This is a genomic window from Enterococcus sp. AZ048, assembly GCF_051715125.1.
Lineage (GTDB): Bacteria > Bacillota > Bacilli > Lactobacillales > Enterococcaceae > Enterococcus_A > Enterococcus_A gilvus.
Map to the genome: position 1 here is coordinate 754,084 of NZ_JBIOTD010000002.1, position 21,467 is coordinate 775,550.

Here is a 21,467-nt window from a genome sequence, read left to right on the forward strand (position 1 = left end):
TCCGCCAATTCGAACAGGCGCAGACCACTGGCATGAGAGAAGAAAACAGTCGTCCTCGTTAGTCATCCTTCCGTTTTATGAGACCCGCAACCGCTATGGCGACTGAAGCGAGTCCTAAGATTTTCAGGCCTGTTTCTACCAGCGTGCCCGAGCGCGGATAGCTCTTCGCTGGGGCACTTTTTTGTGGCGGTGCTTTTTTGGGTGCAGGCTTTTGACTTGTATCGGACGTCTTACTAGGCACCAACTGTACGATCGCGTTTTTTACGCTCGTCAAGGCTATCTGGATTTCATCCACGGTCGCTTGGCGGTCTGTCTGAACCTTTTCCGCCTTTGCCATCGCCCGCTCATAGGTCTGCCAACTGTCCTTCGTGTAGCTCGTTTTGCGGCGGCGTCTCTCCTTCTCTTTATTGATCAGCTCCTCCAAAGCTGTTTTATCCGGTTGCCATTGGGCATATAAGGTGACCGAACCCTCCTGATCCGCTGTCAAATTGTTCACCGCTTGCGCATCTGAATACGCGGTCCCTTTGCCGTCTGGCTGCGTATTCCAGCCTGTAAAGAAATAGCCTTTACGGGTAAACGATGCTGGAAATAAATTCGACGTCTTGTCGTAGATAAATTGCTGGCTCGACGCGTCGTCCGTTCCACCATTCGGCTCGAAAATAACCCTGTAGGAAGTAGCTTTCCATCGCGCTTTTACCCTTTGATCCCCCGTCTCTCCCTTTGCGATTTTTTCTATCTTTTTATTCTCAGCATACCAACCTTGGAAGGTATACCCTGGTCTCTTCGGCGTCGCAAAGGTCTCGATTCCTTGTTCGATCGTATAGCTTTGTTCGGGGATGCTTGTGCCGCCTGCGCTGTCAAAGGTGACTTTGTAGGTGATCGGCTGCCACTGGGCATAAAGATCGACCTGGTCCCCTTCTATTTCAGAGAGATTTTTCACGAGCTGCCCATCGCTATAGGTTGTCGTTCCTTGCCCATCAACTTGGGTGTTCCAATTCTTAAAGGTATAGCCCGTTCTCACGAATGCATTGGGTGTCAGTATTTTTTCTTCCCCATAGAAGAATTCTTGATTTGCCATTGCCCCCGCTCCGTTATTTTTATTGAATCGGACCGCGTATTGAATCGTTCCCCATTGTGCCCTTAAGGTACTTGGTCTCGTAATCTCGCATGTTGTAAAATCAACCGGCTGACCGTTCAAGGTCCAACCGATAAAAGTGTTCTGCTTTTTCGTGCCTGAGTAGGCAGGATCAGTTATTTTTTTGTTTTCAAAAACCTTTTGCATTGCAGGCGTATCTGTGCCGCCGTCCGTATCAAACGCTACTTCATGCTGCCTCTGGATCGTATAGGTGTGGACGGCGTCATCCCTCAGAGTATGATGGCCAGCGACCATCTCACTTGTCGAATCATAAACGGTCTCCCCATCATCCATTACCCAAGCATACGTGGTCTTTCCATTGTTCTCAGACACAGGAAGTTCTCGTAAAAGTGAAAAGGTAAGGAAGTCTCTTGTTATTTTTAATTCGGCAAGCGCCTCGCATCCGTCAAATACACCGTACAGCGCTTGGACATTTACTGTATTCCAACTGGATAAGTCTAAACGAATCAGATTGGTGCAGCCGTTAAATAGAGCTTCAATACTTAATAGTTTTTCGATCCGCCACCTAGAAGCATCCAAACTTTTTAAACTCCGACAATTAGCAAACATGGAATACATGACAGAAACATTTTTCGTATCCCAATTGGACACATCTAAGGTACTCAACCCATGGCAGGATAAAAACATCGACGCCATATTCGTTACATTGCCCGTGTCCCACTTCGAGACATCCACCTGACTCAAGTTCTTACAGCCGCTAAATACAGACCTCATATTCTCGATGGCCGAGGTGTCCGCATCCGCAAAAAGAGCAGAAGAAAGCGAGAGATTATCCATAAATAATTGTTCAAATTTTCCAGTCACCTTCACAGGCGCCTGACCCTCCTTCGAAGCTTCGATCTCAAACGCTTTCGTCTGGCTTCTTAAATACGTGCCAAGCACAGCATTCAGATCGATCGCCACGGGTTTGTCCTCAATGACCGAAGGGACTTTGATCGTCGCGGGATCTCCGGTATAGCTTTTTATGACCATGCGCCCGCTTTCCTCCTCTGCGTACCAATCACTCGAAAACAGGCGCGGTTCTTGCGGAGAAACCCTTTTTTGCTTCTCTTTTAAGGCGCCTTGTTTTGCGGAAGCGCTGGTCTCATCTAGGGACACAGGTGCGTGAGAAGTGATTTCCTGCGTCGTAGTGCAGGTCTCCTGAGAAGGTGCGGGTTGACTAGTTGCTTGTTCTAGCGTTGTGGAAGTACTAGGTGCCGTCGTATCACTGGTCGATTCTGTCGTGTCCGTCGCAACTACGTGGATCGGAAGAAGACCGATATTTCCCAATAGAAAAACACAGGCAGCTAACCTACAGCCCACCTGCTTCATGTGAATTTTAGAAATAAAGCGCGGCTGTCGATCAGCGAATAGTGAACGACGTGTCTCTGTTTTTTTCATTTATCCCACCACCTATGCGAATTAAAAAAACATCGAATCAGACGTTTCCCTTACGTAAATTTTAACAAGGCGCTTCCTCGGATACAACGAACCCCCAAACGAAGAAACAAGATTTTGTTTGCGCGACACTACCAACAAACCCCGTCCCCATGCGATCCAATACCCTTACGATAACGCCTGTCCCTGCTTTGCCCTAAATGCTCGTTTTCCTAAAAATAAATGGGTTTTCCTGTTTGTATTTATTCAAACAAATAGCCACCTATACCATATAGATACAGGTGGCTTTTCAATCGATACTAATTATATTTCCACAAATTGCTTTCTAAAGCGGTGCTGAAAGTCTCTGTCCAATCCTAGACCACGCTCCAAATAAGAGTCGAAACAACCATAATGTTCCTTAATTTGATCTGCCGCATGTATCAAATACTCCTTCTTCACAGATAATGCGGTTTGAAGGGCATGATATGTTTTTTTATCTATTTGGTCTTTGTATGGAGACAAGAGGATTTCATTTGCCTTTTTTCTTGACTGATTCGTTTGCAAATAATCCGCTAAAATATCCTGATTAGATGCCCCAGCGATTTTTAAAATCAATGCGGCTGCAACGCCCGTGCGGACTTTCCCAGCAAAACAATGAAAGATACAAGGAGAATTTCTAGCTAATATATCTTCTAAAAATTGACGGTATCCGATTGAAGCGGAATCACTTTTTACTAGGTCCTCGTAGGTCGTGAGCATTGCCGCTTCAATGTTGTTGGCGTTTTCTAACATCGCTTGCAGGGATACACTGTCTTTTTTATTTGTCGATTCCAGTAAATCAATACTCTCATAGGAAACTTTTCCAAGCTTCTTATCGGGTGCCTCTTTCCTTTCCTTCGGACTTCTAAAATCATAGATTTTACTTATTTTACACGTATTCATTAGATAGTAACTATCCGATTGGTCCAAATCTACTAATTGACCACTTCGATAAAAATAGCCTTCTTTTAAACGACCATTTTTTACTGACACGTCACCGATGTCTCGAAAATTCGTAAGCAATAGAAGCTCTCCTTCCCTTTTTATTCGTTGATCGTATAAACCAGATTATCAAATCGAATATCATTATAGGTGATTTCTGTAGCATTGGTTTGCATTTGCTTAGCAGTAAAAGTAAGCCCTTCGCCTGTTTGAACGTACAGTGTTCTATTTTTCAGATCATATCCGGACCAATACTGGGTATAATCACCAGAAATATCTTCGGGAGAATTTAATTCTAATCCTTTTGGTATAATAAAGGCCCTGAACAATGCATAAAGTGCATTGATTCCGTCTCTCTCTGAAAATTCTTCAATCATATTTTTTAAATAGAAACCGCGAATAAAACGAGAAGGCGACGTATAATCTCCTGGCATCCCAATTAGACCATAGCCTGTTCCATTTTCAATAGGGGTTAATGCGATAGAATGATTAATCGTTCTAGGCTTAGCATCAATATTTTGAAGACCTAAATAATGACGAATATTCGTGGTATGATACGCATATTCAGGACTATTCGTCATGACATCGATATATTCATAAAGTTTAAACCCACCGTTGACGACAGGCTCCAACACTATTCCGACACCAGTTTCATCAATAAAACAAAAATGTAATGGAAACTGAAAGGTTTCTTTTCTAAATACATAAGGTTCATCGATCAGAGTAAACATTTCATAATGTGCCCGAATCGCATCAACTGTTTTAAAGTTGGTTAATATATAGGTAACGAATTCTTCCCCATAAAGAGCCGTTTTCCCATCTTGTAAAATCTTACTTTCATTTTCCCAAGTAGCTTCCATCAAAATCTGACAATCGCCTGTCAGTCCGTGTTCGTTGACGCCGTCAAACAAAACTGCTGTACCTGCGATACCTACGCCTAAAACAGCATACTTACTTGTCCAAGAATGATACCGACTATTGATTACTGCACCTCCCGGTATGTTCATGATTTTTACTGAATCTTCATCCGTATGAAACATTTTTTGATTCAAATCCATGGTTCTTCCAAAAAAAAGACTTCCCTCTTTTGACGTAATTGTCATATTTGTACACATAATGCTTGTCCTTCTTTCTTAAATCAAAAATGCAAAATTCGTCGAAAAAACCTTCCTTGCGAATCTTTACAATTCAATTTTGAATATTTTTTTAAGTGATACATCGGAATATCTTCATGCTCGATCGCTTCGTTCTGAGTGTCGTACATTCTCTGAGTACCATCAGGATATGTCACCACGACGGATACTCTTCTAGGCAGAGAGTAAATCTTCTTCTCCGGTAAGAAAGAGAGAGGAATATTTTTTTCTGGAAATTGATTTGGGTATAACTTTCTTCTTAAGTGATATACTTTAGATCGTGTAAAGGGATCGGTAAGCCAATTTGGATTTTGTGTCATTCGTTTCAATCGCCTCTGCAAGGCTCTTCGCTCTTCGATAGTCATAATTACTTCTCCTACTTTTTAATAGCAAATGAGGAACCTGCATAGAACTCTGTGTAAGTGGATGTGCGTACATACTGTGAATTAGGATGTGGCAGGTCCCTCATGATTAATGTTAGTGAAATTTGCCCTTAAAAGCGCTTCTTTAAAACCGTTTTCGCTGCCCTCATTTCTTATCTTTCCAATCTCGGTACTCGATTTGCACAGCGAAAACAAGCATGTAAATAAGTGAACCTGCTGGGATTACTGCTAAAAACATCAGAATAAAATACACCGTTTCACTCCTCTTCGACACTGAAATCTTGTCATATTATATGAACGTTTCTGATTGTTGAAATGCGGTATGAACCGTTTTACATACCAAAAAGTCGCTTTCCATTTATCGGAATACGACTTTGCTTATAGGAATGAGTCACAAAATGATCAACCGTTCTTCTTCTATTGATGAGTAAACCTCATCATCTAAGAAATATCCTTTTCTCCAAAGGGTTTTCACTGCTTTTTCTTCATTTGAAGGTTGGATAGCCCTCATTTTCTGATTAATGCTGTGGACACAATTAGACAGACTGGAAAGTCTTGATTTCGTTGTATCATCATCTCCCCACAGCTGTTGGATCAATTGATCTCTAGATACTTTATCTGGAAATGCAGTATATAATTGCTTCACTATTTTTTTCTCAAGCATACTTAATGAAACCATTGATTCCCGAACGGATTTCTTCTCGTAGCTCTCTTTTGCTTTCATTTCATCCAAAGTATCTCGTAGCTCTTCAAGCCCGATTGCCAGAGGAATCTCGCAGACACCATCCACTTTACTTTCCTGTAAGCCGGTTACCGAATTTGTTTTTCTAACAACGATATGCCCCTTCTCACATAAGAGTGATTTCGCTTGTTCAAATTCGCTTTCAAAAATGGTTTCACTGATCACGACAACAGGAAAATAGTCGAATAGGTCCATTTCTTTCTTATTAGATAGCAAGGCGTCTAGTAATTGAACCGAACAAAAAACATCATAGCCCAGTGTTTCAAGTAATGTCTTAATGTATTGTTCTTTATTTACGTTTCTAGTTAACACTAAAATCATTCATTTTCTCTCCTTTAAAAAAATCCCATTCATCAGGAAGCTGTTGAATGGGATATGATCATCTTATTCTTGTTCTTGAGAAGCGGTTTCTTGAAAAAGAACACCCTTTGAGAGCTGACTCACTTTAAATTGGAGCTCCTCATACATGGTCAACACATTTTCCTTCGATTCTAATACTTCGATCAAGATTTTTTTTGCTCGATTACCGATATTTTCCAATTCCAATTCCGCGGAATTGATCATATGTTTGGCTTCTATCTGAGCTTCTTCGATCGTGCGATTGGCCTGTTTTTTAGCTGAAATCAATACTTCCCCGATCTCTTGTTGGGATTGGATCACTTCTTTTTTTAAAGTATCGTTTTTCTCTACTAATTCAATGATATGCTGTTTCGCTTGGGTCAATTCTTCACTCGTTTCAGGCGTTTTTTCAGTTTTTAATTTTTCTAGTGCTTCTTTTAAACTGTCTCTTTCTGACACTAACGCGTTGGCATACTGTTGTTTTTCTTCTAATTTTGAAATTTTCTCGTGTGCATCAAAAAGCGCGCTGTTTAACGCTTCCTTTTCTTCTAATAACTCGCTTAGTTGCTGAAGTTGTTTTTCTTGTTCAATCATTTTTTTGTCTAATGTCTCTTTTTCCGTTGTTACTTGTTTGTTTAACGTTTCTTCATTTGCTACTGCCATTTTTAATTCCTCCAATTGATTGTTTAGATGCTGCATCGGTTCCAATTTCTTTTCCAAATCTTTTGTGAGATTTGCTAGATCTAAATTAACGGCTTCCTGCTCTTTTAGTTCATTCTCCTTTTGATATAAGTCTTTTTTTGTTTTCTCAATTTCGTTAGTCAACTGTTCTATTTTTATTGCTTGGTACTCTGTAGAAGAAGCAAATTCATCCAAGCGAATTTTCGCAGTTTCCTGGTCTTGTTTTAGTTCTTGGATTCTTTCATTTCGCTCAACGATTTCAGCATGACCAGTTTCTACAAGTGCTTTTTCTTCTTTAAGCTGCTGAATCAAGGTTTGTACACGCGATTGCTCAGCCTCTAATTGTTGTTTCTGATTTTGATTGATTGCCTCTTGCTCAGCCATTCGAACGAGCAATTCTTCTTTTTGCTGATTGACCTCGTCTAGTTCTATTTGGATTTTTTCGGTCTCCTGCTGAAGTGCTTTTGGTTGATGGCCCGCTAGTTCTTTTTTCAATTGTTCATTTTCAGTTTTTAGTTTCTGAATTTTCTCTGATTGCTGATTGGCTTCAAGCACTTGTTTTTCTTGTGCTTTCGCCAAATCATCGACTAATTGAGCCTTCTCGGTCTCGAGGCGTTCTATGTCTTGTTGCTTCGCTTCTTTTAAGTCCTCGAATTCTTCATTTACGTGTTGCAATTCTTCTAACTGGCTTTTCCGCTCACTAATCTCTTGCTTGAGGGCTTTGATTTGAGCTTGTTGCTCAGCTCCTTTTTCAACCAACGTTTCCTTTTCTTTGGTCGTTTCTTCAAGTGTCGCTTGGAGCTGCATCAATTGCTCTTTTGGGAGCTCTTCTTGTCGCTGTTTTAATTGTTCGATCGTCTTTAACTGTTCTTGTTCCTTTTGAAGCAGTGCATGATTATTAGTTTCTAAGCTCTTCAAAGACTGTTTCAATGTTTGAATTTCAACTTCTTTTTGCGCCAACTGTTTTTGGATCTTATTTATTTCTTCTTCACTCTCATCTATTGAAAGTTTGTCTTCTGGCACATCGTCAATAAATTCTTTTAACGAATTAACAGAGAACCATTTATTCCCCTTCTTATCTGCGGCCATTTACCCTTTCCCTCCTTTTTTTTCGACATCTTGTTCACGATCATTGATTTTCTTAAAATCATTTGTATCTTTTTCTCGGCTATAATCCGCGTTGTAGACAACTTTTTTTGTTTTACCAACCGCTGTCGTCAGTTGCACATGGATTTGTGACAATCCTGGAACGTCGCTGGCTTCTTTGACAAAAGCAGCTACGTTTTCTTTGATCGTCTCTTTACTTGCCGCATTGTCTGTTTTTCCGATTAAATTGATTGAAAGAGTCTTGCTTGGCACATCCAATGAAATCACGACTGTCGAAAGGCCAAAATATTGCACCACTTTTTGAGAAATGTCCGATTCGATCTTTGCTTGCAAATCTGAATTTCTTTCCTCTGAAGAGAAGAGCTTTTTCCAGTTGTAAACGTTCAATCCTACACCCTGCTCAGGATAATTTTTCAGTGGCACATTTTTAACTAATTGCTCTTGCTGTTGCTCTAATAACGTAATCTGATCGTTCATTTGGGCTTCGTGTTGCTTTGTATGATTCAGATTTGCTTGTAAGGAAATCGTCGTCCCCACTAAAATCAATAAGCAGATCGCCAAAGCTAAACAAGCGACTAATAAATAGTTGATATGCCTGCGTTGCTCAATTTTACTTATATAATCAACCTTTTTAAGAAAGGTCGTCGATTGGTTTGGTTCCTTTCGTATAAGTGCCAATTTATAATTTATAAAAACTCGAAACCCCATCAATCCGATGGTCGTTACTACAAAAAGTATCGTCACTATTTCAAGTATTATCATTCCGTACGCTCCCCTAATTTACTCGTCCGAAAGAATTCAGCGGCCATATCCGGTCAATCACAATTCCCTCTATTGACTTTTTTTGGACGAATCCGAATTCTCGACTATCCTTTGATACATCTATATGATCTCCCAACACAAAATACTGATTTTCGGGGATTCGTTTTATATGCTGAAGTTGTTGCGCTTGATATTCTTCTAAGTGAATGCGGTAGGTATTATTGAACGCCGCCCGATCGCCGATATTCAAAATCAATTCATTTTGCTGAATAATGACAGCATCCCCAGGCATGCCAATCACCCGTTTGACCAACATCCCTTTTTCTTTCGGAATAGAAAAAGCAATCATTTCATACCTTGTGATATGTGTATGTTTTTTTACAATGACTGAGTCGCCGTTGTTCAAAGTCGGTGCCATGGACGTTCCGTTAACCTGATGGATTTTGTAAAATACTATGATCTCTATCAGGCATAAGAAAAATAATCCGATAAAAACGTATGTTTTGATTTTTCTGTCTTTCTTCATTTTTCCCTCTATTTCGGTGAAAGATACGTAACTAAGCTAGAGCGTGCGAGATCATTATTGATAACACGATAAGAAATGGCTGTTCCGCCAACGACGTTGCACTCGGAGATTAAAATTCCCTCACTTCCCACTGCTTCTACAAATGCCACATGCCCATAGCTTGGGTCAGAACCTGCGGACCCTGGTGTGAAAGAAACAAGATAACCGGCCTTGGGTTCGCTTGATACATTGTATCCCAAAGCACGAGCTTTACTCCCCCATTGACCGCCATTTCCCATAAAATCGTCAACCGTTTTTCCCAGCTGTGCCATCCGATTATACGCGTACCAAGTACATTGGCCGACGGGGTAGGAGCCTGAAATGTTATAATTCTTCCCATCATAATCTGGGTAGTTCATTCGTTCTTTGTATTCAGTTGGAATCTTGTCTCTCCCTACGAGTATCGCACTCGTTGTTCCAGTAGAAAGCGGCGTTTTTGACACTTGTTTTGCATCATATTTGGTTAAGTGATACGCCGCAATCAACGAACTGATTTTTCGATTGTAGGAAGTGTCCGTCGCGTACTTGCCAGTTAAATTATCTGCTGCTTTCAAATAGTTCTTTGCTTTTGATCGCCAAGAGCCTTCGTAGTACTTATTATTCCCTTGAATGCCACCTCGAATCAGTGTCACATAATCCCCAAGCGAATCACCATAGCTTGAATAACTTCTAAAGGAAGCCTGAATCGTATAATTTTGACCGTTCCCACGATCTTCTTCGGTGGAGAAGTTCACGGAGTTACCCTTGTAAGTTCCTTTAACACCGAACAAATTGTGGTATGGCGCTTGAGACAATCCACTAGTGCCAGACCCACTCTCCAATATCGCTTGTGCAATCATTACGGAAGCAAATACGTCATATTTATTTCCAAGACTTTGCGCATTGTCAGCAATCTTTTGAATAAAAGATTGGGTTTGCGGATTTGCTTTATAGTCCATATTCGCTGGATAATTTTTTTCTTGCTTTTTGCCATATTCTGTAAGAGCAGGAAAAGCAATTTTCCGTACGTTAAGATTTCTATTTTTACTATCCAAGACCTTTATTTGAACGATTTTATTTTCGGAATCCTTCTTCGTTTCTTTGTCTTTATCCACAGCTAAATAGCGATTGCTTCCTATATAAATACCCATCAAAGAATTGTCTTTATAGAGCAAATCCCCTGCTTCTTTCGTCTCAAAACTTCCTTCTGTCTGTGCTAGTTGATCAAAATTCTTACCAAATAGTTGAATCGACAGATAGTTCATCAATTGACTCGCATTCGTCAATGAATAGTTATTTTCTTGTTCGTTCTGACTATCAGATGTGACCTTCACCTCTGATTTCCCTACTTGTTTGATGCCTTCGTAGACGACTATTGCACGTTCTTTACTGCTGAAAGTAGACAGCAATGGTAATTCAAATCCCTTTAGATTCGACTCAGACATTTCACTAACGCGCAAGGAATCGTCTAGTATCACAGCGTCAGAATCTAACACACCGCCTTCAATAGTATTGCCAAATAAAGAAGACGAGGCATTTGCTTCTGGCACAGATGTTTGATTTGGTATCTGGATCGACGGATGTGTGCCATTATCTTTAGCTGAAGGTTGTTCCGTTGTCCCAGTTGTACTTTCAGAACTTCCTTCGCTAGAGGGTTGGGTCTTTTCTGAAGATGATTCACTAGTGGTGTTCTTCTCGGAGCTAGATGAGGACTCCTTACTCTCACTAGAACTCGTTGAACTTGAAGAACTTTGACTACTAGATGAGCTGGACGATTCTGACGTACTACTCTCAGTACTTGAGGAGTCCTGACTACTACTTGAGCTTTCGGAAGATTCTTGTGTACTGCTTTCTGACGTGCTAGAAGTATCATCAGTACTTGAACTTTCGGTACTTGTCGATCCTGGATCATCACTCTCTGACGTAGAAGTTGGGACAGTTTCATCTGTTATATTCGTATCCATCCTAGATGCAGAAGTCGCTGGTTCATTCTTAGTGATAGTGTCGATACTAGTGGCTGTCTCTGACCTTACCGGCTGCCCACTAGAGGGTTCTCCTGTGTGATTGACCTGATTGCTGGCAAAAAGTGTCTCACCATGGATACTATGAATTGCAATCAAGCTGGCTGCTAAGACACCTGCGCCAATGACCTTTTTTTTCATTTCTATTCCCCCTGATTATTGTTGTGCCTGCTAATGAATTAGACACACTATTGCTTTAACCATGATAATCGCCAGATTTATTCCACACACCTCTCGTAAACCGTTTTCAAAGACGCGGAGTCTTTTTATGAATCTTAAGGAGAATCCCCCTTACATTCACTTAAATAAATGAAATTAGTTTATTATATTTGCTATTGCGAAACGGGCTCGATATTATCTAAATAAGAAGAAATGACTCTTCAGTCGGTGAATTCAAACAAATACTTAAATTATGGGCACTCACTCAAGGTAGGTTAGGGGTTATTTACGTGAATATTTATATCGTTGACGACAATTTTGTCATTGAAAAAAAAGTAAGAAAAATCGTTGAACATCTAGATTTAAGTAATGCTCAGTTTGATCTGGAACCAATCGTGATTGATTATCCAGAGAAGTTTTATGACGAGCTCCCTCTTATGGAGATTGCAGATAACAGTATCTTTATCTTAGATATCGATTTAAATACCCACTTTACCGGTATCGATCTTGGAAAAACGATTCGAGCGGTCAATTCTGAGTGTTATGTTGTCTATCTGACAAATTTTCACGACAAGGCGATCTCTGTCATCAATGAAAACATCCATCCTTGGTCTTATATTGTAAAAGAGCTCGATGATATACGGTTTGAGACAGCTATTGCTGATGCATTAACGACGATATTTCATCAACAAATGACGCGTGAACAATCTTCTGATTTTCTTACTTTTTCTGTTCAAAAGAGAGAAATCTTAGTCCCCGCTAAAGAAGTTATGTATTTAAAAAGTATGAATGGCTATAAACATTCTGTTTTGGTCTGTACGATGGAAGAAGAACTTATCGTTGACGGAACCTTGAAGAAATTTAAAACTACTCTTAAGCAACCTTTCTTCTTTAAAGAGCTTCGTGCGTATGTTTTGAACATGAATGCTCTTACAGAATGGAGCAGAGACGAACAATATGTCGGATTCATTAATGGAGAGGTCTTAGAGCTAGGTGTAAAATCGATCGATAAACTAAAGAAAGCTCTTGTGCAAGCAGGCTATCGATAATACGATTTGGAGTTGATGCAGTTGGCACCCTATTTTCAAGCGGGCTTATTGTCTTGCAACTTGTTGGTCAGTTTGATTATTTGGCAGAGAATCAAACTATTTAATAGAAGAAACACGATTATTTTAGCTGGAATTCTTCTCATCTGTTACTTAATTGGCGTAACGAACCATGTCCTTTTCATCAACGATTTTCTTTACCCTTTTATGGTTATTCAATTTGTCATGATGGTGCGGAGAGTCAACAACTGGCTTTTGCCCGCTCTTTTTTTTACCATCCAGTTATGTTTAACGATGGTCGTTTGGATCATTACCTTTGATTTACCGCGAATGCTAACTGATGCTTTTTTTAAAAATGTGAATCAACCGCTCGTGATCCTCCTCTTGTTCCTTTCACAAAACACACTCATTCTTGTGGTTTATTGGTTTCTAAAAAAAATGAATGACAGAACGCATTTTTGGAATTTTTTATATGAGCGTCCGAAAAAGAATCGATTGCTTTCAATCGTGATTCTATTCATTATTTTATCTTTAGCCGTCATTCACGGACATTTTGCTTGGACTCAAAATTGGCTTTTCGGAATGTATACCGCTTTTATCTTAGGTAGTGTTTGTCTGCTTCTGGCACTCGTCGTTCATAATTCAATCGAAAATCAAAAAAAATTAAACGAGTTAAGAACACTAACAGAAATCTACTCTGTAGAAGTCAGCAAAAATGAACTGACTTCCGAATTCCAGCATGATTTCAAAGCTCTATTGATCTCTTTAAATAGTTGCTTGAAAGAAAATGCGATTGATGATGCAAAGCGATTGCTTAGTCAGGTCATCGTTGATTCTAAGGAAATTTTTCAAACCAACTCTTATGCGGGTATCAACCGTTTAAACAACGTCCCTCTTCAAGGACTTGTTTTGAATTTTTTAAAAGACTGCGAAGAAAATGGTATTTCTGCTGAAGTGACTCTCGTCCCCGTTCCAATCACATTGCAGGTCGAGGTCATTGACCTCGTTCGCGGATTGTCAATTTTATTGAACAATGCCTATGAAAATACCGTGATCTTGCCTCCACATCTCCATAGGCTAACCATTGTCATGAAAGATTCTGGCGAAGGTCAACTATCCATCATTATCACAAATCCGATCGAGAAAAAAATCGAAATCGAACAAATCTTGAAAAAAGGCTACTCTACAAAAGAGGGCCATAAGGGGATCGGATTGAATTATCTAAAACGAATCACTTCAGATGATTCCCATTTGCACTTGTACCTTCGGCAAACAAAAAAAGCCTTTTTCGCAGAACTGATCGTTGACTATATTAAAAATAGAGAACCCACATCATAGTTGGGTTCTCTATTTTTTTGTTATTGATTTTGAAATGAATAAACAATTGATAAAATGCCGCTGATCATAAAATAAATTCCTACTAAATAAGAAAGGCTCAAGGCGGCTATGATTGGATGAAATAGTAAAAAGAAGCCAATCATTATACCCAGAATATTTAAAACAAGATGTAACCAATAATACGTTGTGCCTGCGAAAGAGCTAGAGATCATCAATTCCATCAAAGAGTCAAAAATAAACCAAAAGGCAAAGACATAAGGCAATGCCAAAATCCCTGCACCAATATTTATCACTAAAAAAATACCCAATAAAAGATCAACGATACCCAAAATGAAAATCCAGGTATGCTTATTTCCATCGAATTCCTTCGTTTTCCTTCTAAAGAACAATTCAAAAATACCTTTGACGATCGCCATTAAAGCAAACATCCACACAACCGCAATGAGATTCAACTCTGGATTCCTAAAGGCTAACAAAGCGACGAAAATGGCTACTATTCCCATTACAAAATAACTCAACTTAAATGTTTTCATGTTCACACCTCATTTTTCAAACTAGTAGATATTCTGAAATAGAGACCTCTTGTTTTCTATTAAATTCCCTTGCAATTCGATGCTTAACTTTGTTTCTTTAAACAGTTTTGCCCCCTTCCTAACTCCAAGATCCCTTCAGAACATCTACTTACTTTAATGTAGCAACAATAAAAGAAAAGAGATTGAGGCATAAACCCTTTTCATCCTCCAAAGACTTTTAAAAGTCGCTTTTTAAATGAGTGCAAAAATGACACAAAATATGAAACCGGAAAAGAAAACGGTTTATTGGATATTTAGTTTTTGAAAGAATGACGTACTATTTACGAGTAGAAAGGAGGTTAATTACGAATTATCCATAGAACATCGAAACAAAATCAACTAAGGAGGAACAAGGATGTTAAAAATGAATTGGAAAAAGGGGGTTACGATACTCACTACTTTTGCGACACTATTGAGTCAAGGAGTGAGTGGTTCGATCGCATTGGCGGAAACACTCTCTGATAATGAAACAAGCGAGCTTCGATGGGAACAAGACTCCACATCCAAAGATGCCCTAGAATTATCAGACAAAGATCAAACCATTTCTCTAATCAGCGACAATACTGAGGACAGCACAATCGACGTTTTAATACCCGCAGATGTTGAACTTAATCTGAGCGAAACTCAAGTACAGAACAAAGGTAAAAGTTCTGTTGAGTACAATCAAAACTCCCGCGAGTTAAAGGTTACGTTTGACAAAAATAAAACGACCGATAGAAACGCTGCACTTGTATTAAAAGCTGCAAACAAAAACGACTTCAAAAATGTAAAATTAGTCGCAAAATCCACTCGAAATGATGGAAAAGAGTATCGTTCAAAAGCGTTAAATCTCTCTAACGCCACCTCTTCACCTGATTCATCCTCAGAAGAAGCCCAAGATGGGAGTGATGATTCTGAAGATGGTCAGCCAGCGATAACAGAAAAAACAAGCGCTGAACCAAAAAAAGAAACAACAGAAACAACAACGAAAAAAGAAAGAAACAGACCACAAGTCAGAGCCGGAAACAGAAACGTCGATTTAGACATTTCTCCTGCCTCTGAAACAGTTTTATCTGGTCAAGATGCAACTTATACTCTTAACTTTAAAGTCACTGGGAATCAAACAAATTACACAAATGCAAAAATCACTGTTGATATTCCAAAAGAATACGATTTGAATCAAGACTTGTCAGAGCTTGCCATCGCAGGTGTCACACCTACGAGAGATGGTGCTACTGGCCAACTCGTTTATACTTTTGATTCGATTGCTGCAGGTCAAGCCTACACAACGAACATCAAATTAAAAACGATGAACGGAACCACCCCTGATGGTACAGCAATTACGCTAACTTCAAACTTTAGCGCTACTGAATTCTCAGGAAAAGCAGAATCAAAAGCAACAGTTACTGTAAATGCGAAATCTACCTTATCAGCTTCAAAAGCTTATATTTCAACAATCGGTACTGATGGGAAAGAGAAGAAAGATCCTCCAACAGGCGGTGATTCTTCGGTATGGAATATTAAAGTAAATGCATCGCAAAAAAATCCTGGATTGGTTTATTTCAAAGAAGGGTCAAAAATAACGATCAAAGATACTATTCCTTCTGGAATAACTTATGTTAGTGATGATGCGAATGGTTCATATGATAAAGCCAGTAATACTGTTACTTGGACTTTTGATGCACCAACATATGAAGTGCAAAAAAATGCTGTAGAATCATTATTCAGCAAAGAAATCAATCTTAAAACGAAATTTAATGCTGATGTTAATGAATTTGCTACGTTTGAAAACAAAGTGTCAGCAGAAGGTACCGATATTAGTGATAAACCAGTTGCTTCAAGTGCCACAGCAAAAATAATGACTGGTCCTAGTGATCCAAGTAAGATTGAGCCTAGCGGCAGCAATGTTCCACCCTATCATAATGGACCAAGAGATGGTATAGGTACTGTACTAACTACAGGATACGATGGAAATCCAGATCCGACTGTATATGATACGGCTTTATTAACATATAAGTTTTATGTCGCTCCGAATAATGCAAATAGTCCAACAAAAGATTTCACAAAATACGATATTGATTATGCTATCGATCCCAACTTAAATCTTACACAGTTGAATTTTTCGGGCGGAGTAGAATACAAACCGTTTAATAACTATCCAGGAAACGGTGGAACTACTAAAACAGCACCTAAAGCGGATGTTTTTATCACTGTAGGTGGGCAAGAAAAACAAATCTATAAAGACACAGAATTATTCAGTCAAGGAAAGTATAATATTTCGCAGAAAGATCTTAATAATCTCGGAATAAAAACTGGAACATATGTCTCTAAAATAAGGGTTCATTTCACAAATGCTCCTGCGGGCATGAATTGTGGTTTTTATCCGTCATTTAATGTAAAGAAAGGTTTTACTGGTAAAACAACTAATACAGTTGTTTACGATTTCGCTGGGTTTGATACCAACGGAAATCCCGTAAGCTGGACAAACAAAGATGATGCAACTAGCATAGAACCACTAACAGGCGCAAGGACAGCAGAGGTAGTCCCTACCCCACCTGCAGCTACTCCAATCGCTAAATCAGCGATTAGTTTTGATAAAGATAAAAATGGAATCGTTGATGCTGGTAAAAATCGTATTTCAGGATCATTTGCAGCGGATAAAGCTTCTCCTCTTCCATTAAACAAGTCACTTTCATCAACTGCTCTGTTACCAGTAGGAGTTAAAATTGATGAAAAGAATCCAGAATACCGATTAGCAAATGCTAATGGTTGGGATGATGCAACAACGGATGGAAAAAATACAAACGGCACCATAAAAATTATCTCTAATGACTACAATGGAACAAAACGTCAATTAGTCCAAATTACTTGGAATGACTCAAAAATGTATGGTGGTCAAAGTCTTAAATATGGTTTTAATACGATCATTGATAAAACAGCTCCCACTCCACTAAGAATGGATACGTACGGATTTTCAGGTGATGCGAAAATCTCTGTTCCTTCAGGTGCTGCTACTTTGACAGACTCGTATCTTCAAACGGATACGGACGATATCAATGGGAATGGAAACACAACGGAACCTCGCGTACTTTCTTCCAATCAATATCGAATGATCAAAGAAAACAAAGTAGACACGACAAAATTAGTCAAAGGAGATCAAGACAAAGCGTTCTCTAAATTTGGTCATGCTAGTCCAGGTGGGAAAATTGATTATCAATTAACCATGAAAAACACAGGCTCTTCAATTGGCACTTTTGCTATGATGGACGTCCTCCCATCTGTAGGCGATTTAGGAATTACAGATAATGTCAGTCGTGATAGTAAATTCGCACCAATTATGACAGGTCCTATCTCACTTCCTGGTGAATGGAATGGAAAAGTGACGATCAAGTACAGTGAAGCTACGAATCCTAAACGAGATGATCTAGATAAATTAGTCGACTACCCTTCTACTACACAACATCTAGAAAATCCAGCCGGTGCACAATTGCCGCAATGGAAAACAGCCGATCAAGTATCTGATTGGTCGAAGATCCATTCATTTATCGTTACGCTAGATGATGGAAAATGGACTTCTGGTGCAGCAATCACATTGAACTTTTCAATGAAAACACCAGACAACTTAACAAAGAATTTAACGGACAAATCAAAAGATGAAAAGACACGTGCAGCGTGGAATTCATTTGCCTATACAGCGGACAATTCACAAGTCGTGGAACCAGAACGTGTAGGTGTTGTCGTAAATGCAACAGAACCAATTATTCATAAAGATGTTGAAGATAAACAACATTTGGAATTGACCAATCGTGACCAGGCCTTCAACTGGCACGTGAATGCTGAATTTGGTGACAGTGCAGCAGCATGGACACAAGCAAGCATCGTCGACCAAATCAATCCTGTTTTTACTATCAACAGCGTAAAAGTAGCGGATGAAACAGGCAAAGATGTCACAGCAAACGGTACAGTAACAACAGATAAGAACAAAGTTGTCTTTAATTTGAACAAAAAAGAGAACAGCTTCTCTTACCTATCTGGTCATACGTATACAATGACGATCAACACTGTTATTGGTAAAGATGTCACAGATGAACAGTTGGCACCTTATATCAAAGATGGCGGTATTCCTAACCAAGCAGATTTAAATTTTGGTAACGAGGGTGATGTGATCCATTCAGAAAAACCAAATGTGATCCCACCAGAAGAAACCCCCGACATTCATAAAGATGTTGAAAACAAGCAACATTTAGATCTATCAAAACGTGATCAAGCTTTTGATTGGCACGTAAACACGAAATTTGGAAATACGACTGCTTCTTGGACTCAAGCAAGCATTGTTGACCAAATCAACCCACTTCTTACAATCAACAGTGTAAAAGTAGCGGATGAATCAGGTAAAGATGTCACAGCAAACGGCACGTTGACCACAGATAAAAATAAAATCGTCTTCAGCATCAATAAAAAAGACGATAGCTTCACTTATCTTGCCGGTCATACGTATACGATGACCATCAATACAGTCATCGGTAAAGATGTGACAGATGAACAATTAGCACCATATATTAAAGACGGCGGCATCCCTAACCAAGCAGATTTAAACTTTGGGAATAAAGGAGATGTCATTCACTCAGAAATTCCAACAGTGACACCGCCAAAAGAAAATCCAGACATCCATAAAGATGTTGAGGACAAACAACACTTAGACCTAACAAATCGTGATCAAGCCTTTAATTGGCATGTGAATGCAGCGTTTGGAAACACGACTGCTTCTTGGACTCAAGCAAGCATCGTCGATCAAATCAATACTGTCTTCACAATCAACAGTGTCAAAGTCAAAGATGAAACAGGCAAAGATGTCACAGCAAATGGCACATTGACCACAGATAAAAACAAAATCGTCTTTGACATCAACAAAAAAGACGACAGCTTTACCTATCTTGCTGGTCACACGTATACGATGACGATCAACACGGTCATTGGCAAAGATGTGACAGACGAACAACTCGCCCCTTACATCAAAGACGGCGGTATTCCGAACCAAGCGGACTTGAACTTTGGGAATAAAGGGGATGTGATTCATTCTGAAAAACCAACAGTGATTCCTCCGAAGGAAAATCCAGATATCCATAAAGATATCGAAGAAAAGCAACATCTTGATTTAGCCAAACGCGATCAAGCCTTTGATTGGCACGTAAATACGAAATTTGGTAACACGACCGCTTCTTGGACTCAAGCAAGCATCGTCGATCAAATCAACCCGTTACTTACGATCAACAATGTGAAAGTCAAAGATGAAACAGGTAAAAATGTCACAGAAAATGGGACATTAACCACAGATAAGAACAAAATCGTCTTTGATATCAATAAAAAAGATGATGGTTATACGTATCTTGCTGGACATACCTACACCATGACGATCACCACGATCATCGGTAAAGATGTGACAGACGAACAATTAGCCCCTTATATCAAAGATGGCGGCATTCCGAATCAAGCCGATCTAAACTTTGGCAATGAAGGCGACGTGATCCATTCAGAGATTCCTACAGTCACTCCTCCAAAAGAAGTGCCTGATATCCACAAAGATGTGGAAAACAAGCAACATGTAGATCTGACTAATCGCGATCAAGCCTTTGATTGGCATGTCAATACAAAATTTGGTAACACGACCGCTTCTTGGACTCAAGCAAGCATCGTCGATCAAATCAACCCACTTCTTACCATCAACAGCGTCAAAGTTGTGGATGAGAACGGCAAGGATGTCGCAAAAAATGGTGTGATAACTACAGATAAAAACAAGATTGTCTTTGATATCCATAAAAAAGACGACAGCTTCACTTATCTTGCCGGTCATACCTATACCATGACGATCAATACGGTCATCGGTAAAGATGTGACAGATGAACAATTAGCCCCTTATATCAAAGACGGCGGTATTCCTAACCAAGCGGACTTGAACTTCGGCAACGAGGGTGATGTGATCCATTCGGAAGTTCCAACTGTTATTCCACCGAAAGAAGATCCAGACATCCATAAAGATGTAGAAGATAAGCAACACTTGGATTTGGCAAAACGCGATCAAGCCTTTGATTGGCACGTTAAAACAGCCTTTGGCAACACGACTGCCTCTTGGAAGCAAGCAAGCATCGTGGACCAAATCAACCCACTTCTTACCATCAACAAGGTGAAAGTCGTGGATGAAAACGGCAAAGACGTAACGGAAAATGGCAAGCTTACAACCGATAAAAATAAAATCGTCTTTGATATCAATAAAAAAGACGACAGCTTCACTTATCTTTCCGGTCATACCTACACAATGACCATCAACACAGTTATTGGTAAAGATGTGACAGATGAACAATTGGCCCCTTATATCAAAGATGGCGGCATTCCGAACCAAGCCGATTTGAACTTCGGCAATGACGGCGATGTCATCCATTCAGAAATTCCGACGGTTACTCCGCCAGAAGAAGTACCAGATATTCATAAAGACGTTGAAGACAAGCAACAGTTGACCTTAACAAACCGTGATCAAGACTTTAACTGGCATGTAAATGTCACATTCGGAAACACGACTGCTTCTTGGAAAGAAGCAAAAATCGTAGACAAAATTGATCCGCTGCTTACCATCAGCAGCATCAAAGTATTTGATGAAAAAGGAAAAGATGTCACTTCAAACGGTGAGATTTCAACCGAAAGCAACAAAGTCGTCTTTAACGCAATCAAAAAAGATGGTAGCTTCGCTTACCTAGCCGGTCATACCTATACCATGACCATCAACACGGTCATCAGTAAAGACGTGACCAATGAACAGCTAGCTCCTTACATTAAAAATGGTGGGATTCCAAACCAAGCCGACTTAGTCTTTGGTAACGGAAAAGACGTCATCCATTCAGAAGTTCCAAAAGTGGTGCCTCCAAAAGACACACCTAAGGAACCTAAGACTCCAAGTAATGGATCGAATACACCGGGTAATGGAACAGGACGCAATTACGACCCAGATAACAGTGGAACACAGAAACATCTACCTCAAACAAATGATTTAGCTTCAAATCCACTTGTGATCATCGCTGGTTTAGTCCTTGTGGTTGCAGCTGTTTGGATCTCTATTTCTAGATATAAACTAAAGAAATAAGCATAACAGCTTAGATCCAGTTATAGGGGTGGC

The 21,467-nt window shown here is 39.6% G+C and carries 13 protein-coding genes; 3 read left to right on the forward strand and 10 right to left on the reverse strand.

Annotated features, from left to right (window positions below; genetic code table 11):
• Nucleotides 1–58: 58 nt before the first annotated feature.
• The 9 genes from IGI66_RS17410 to IGI66_RS17450 form a co-directional block, all read right to left on the reverse strand.
• Complete coding sequence (locus tag IGI66_RS17410) at nucleotides 59–2,536, reverse strand: InlB B-repeat-containing protein (protein ID WP_438849753.1); 2,478 nt, start codon at nucleotides 2,534–2,536, stop codon at nucleotides 59–61.
• 300 nt (nucleotides 2,537–2,836) lie between these two features.
• Nucleotides 2,837–3,577 carry a tyrosine-protein phosphatase gene (locus IGI66_RS17415; RefSeq protein WP_438849754.1) on the reverse strand — a complete coding sequence of 247 codons (741 nt, stop codon included), beginning with the start codon at nucleotides 3,575–3,577 and terminating at the stop codon, nucleotides 2,837–2,839.
• Nucleotides 3,578–3,597: 20 nt separating this feature from the next.
• Nucleotides 3,598–4,611 carry a linear amide C-N hydrolase gene (locus IGI66_RS17420; protein ID WP_316406771.1) on the reverse strand — a complete coding sequence of 338 codons (1,014 nt, stop codon included), beginning with the start codon at nucleotides 4,609–4,611 and terminating at the stop codon, nucleotides 3,598–3,600.
• A gap of 23 nt (nucleotides 4,612–4,634) precedes the next feature.
• Nucleotides 4,635–4,994, reverse strand: coding sequence for a hypothetical protein (locus IGI66_RS17425; RefSeq protein WP_010778767.1), 360 nt, complete (start codon nucleotides 4,992–4,994; stop codon nucleotides 4,635–4,637).
• Between the two features lie 409 nt (nucleotides 4,995–5,403).
• Complete coding sequence (locus IGI66_RS17430; RefSeq protein WP_314575787.1) at nucleotides 5,404–6,075, reverse strand: helix-turn-helix domain-containing protein; 672 nt, start codon at nucleotides 6,073–6,075, stop codon at nucleotides 5,404–5,406.
• A 63-nt stretch (nucleotides 6,076–6,138) separates the two neighbouring features.
• Entirely contained in the window at nucleotides 6,139–7,863 is a 1,725-nt protein-coding gene (locus tag IGI66_RS17435; protein WP_438849755.1) for a hypothetical protein, read from the reverse strand.
• Entirely contained in the window at nucleotides 7,864–8,643 is a 780-nt protein-coding gene (locus tag IGI66_RS17440) for a hypothetical protein (RefSeq protein ID WP_010778770.1), read from the reverse strand.
• Nucleotides 8,644–8,656: 13 nt separating this feature from the next.
• The gene (lepB, locus tag IGI66_RS17445) at nucleotides 8,657–9,169 is read right to left on the reverse strand and encodes a signal peptidase I (RefSeq protein ID WP_438849756.1); all 513 of its coding nucleotides are present in this window, start codon (nucleotides 9,167–9,169) and stop codon (nucleotides 8,657–8,659) included.
• Nucleotides 9,170–9,177: 8 nt separating this feature from the next.
• Nucleotides 9,178–11,349: a glucosaminidase domain-containing protein gene (locus tag IGI66_RS17450; protein WP_438849757.1), complete on the reverse strand. Its 2,172-nt coding sequence runs from the start codon at nucleotides 11,347–11,349 to the stop codon at nucleotides 9,178–9,180.
• A gap of 308 nt (nucleotides 11,350–11,657) precedes the next feature.
• Here IGI66_RS17450 and IGI66_RS17455 point away from each other — a divergent pair, with 308 nt between their 5' ends.
• Together IGI66_RS17455 and IGI66_RS17460 are read left to right on the forward strand one after the other, a co-directional pair.
• Nucleotides 11,658–12,416: a LytR/AlgR family response regulator transcription factor gene (locus IGI66_RS17455; protein WP_114525862.1), complete on the forward strand. Its 759-nt coding sequence runs from the start codon at nucleotides 11,658–11,660 to the stop codon at nucleotides 12,414–12,416.
• A gap of 21 nt (nucleotides 12,417–12,437) precedes the next feature.
• Complete coding sequence (locus IGI66_RS17460) at nucleotides 12,438–13,751, forward strand: GHKL domain-containing protein (RefSeq protein WP_431380100.1); 1,314 nt, start codon at nucleotides 12,438–12,440, stop codon at nucleotides 13,749–13,751.
• A gap of 20 nt (nucleotides 13,752–13,771) precedes the next feature.
• On the opposite strand, the gene IGI66_RS17465 is transcribed toward IGI66_RS17460, so the two are convergent.
• Complete coding sequence (locus IGI66_RS17465; RefSeq protein WP_316406765.1) at nucleotides 13,772–14,284, reverse strand: HdeD family acid-resistance protein; 513 nt, start codon at nucleotides 14,282–14,284, stop codon at nucleotides 13,772–13,774.
• Between the two features lie 394 nt (nucleotides 14,285–14,678).
• Here IGI66_RS17465 and IGI66_RS17470 point away from each other — a divergent pair, with 394 nt between their 5' ends.
• On the forward strand, nucleotides 14,679–21,434 hold the full coding sequence (locus IGI66_RS17470; protein WP_438849758.1) for an isopeptide-forming domain-containing fimbrial protein: 6,756 nt from the start codon (nucleotides 14,679–14,681) through the stop codon (nucleotides 21,432–21,434).
• Nucleotides 21,435–21,467 lie beyond the last annotated feature (33 nt).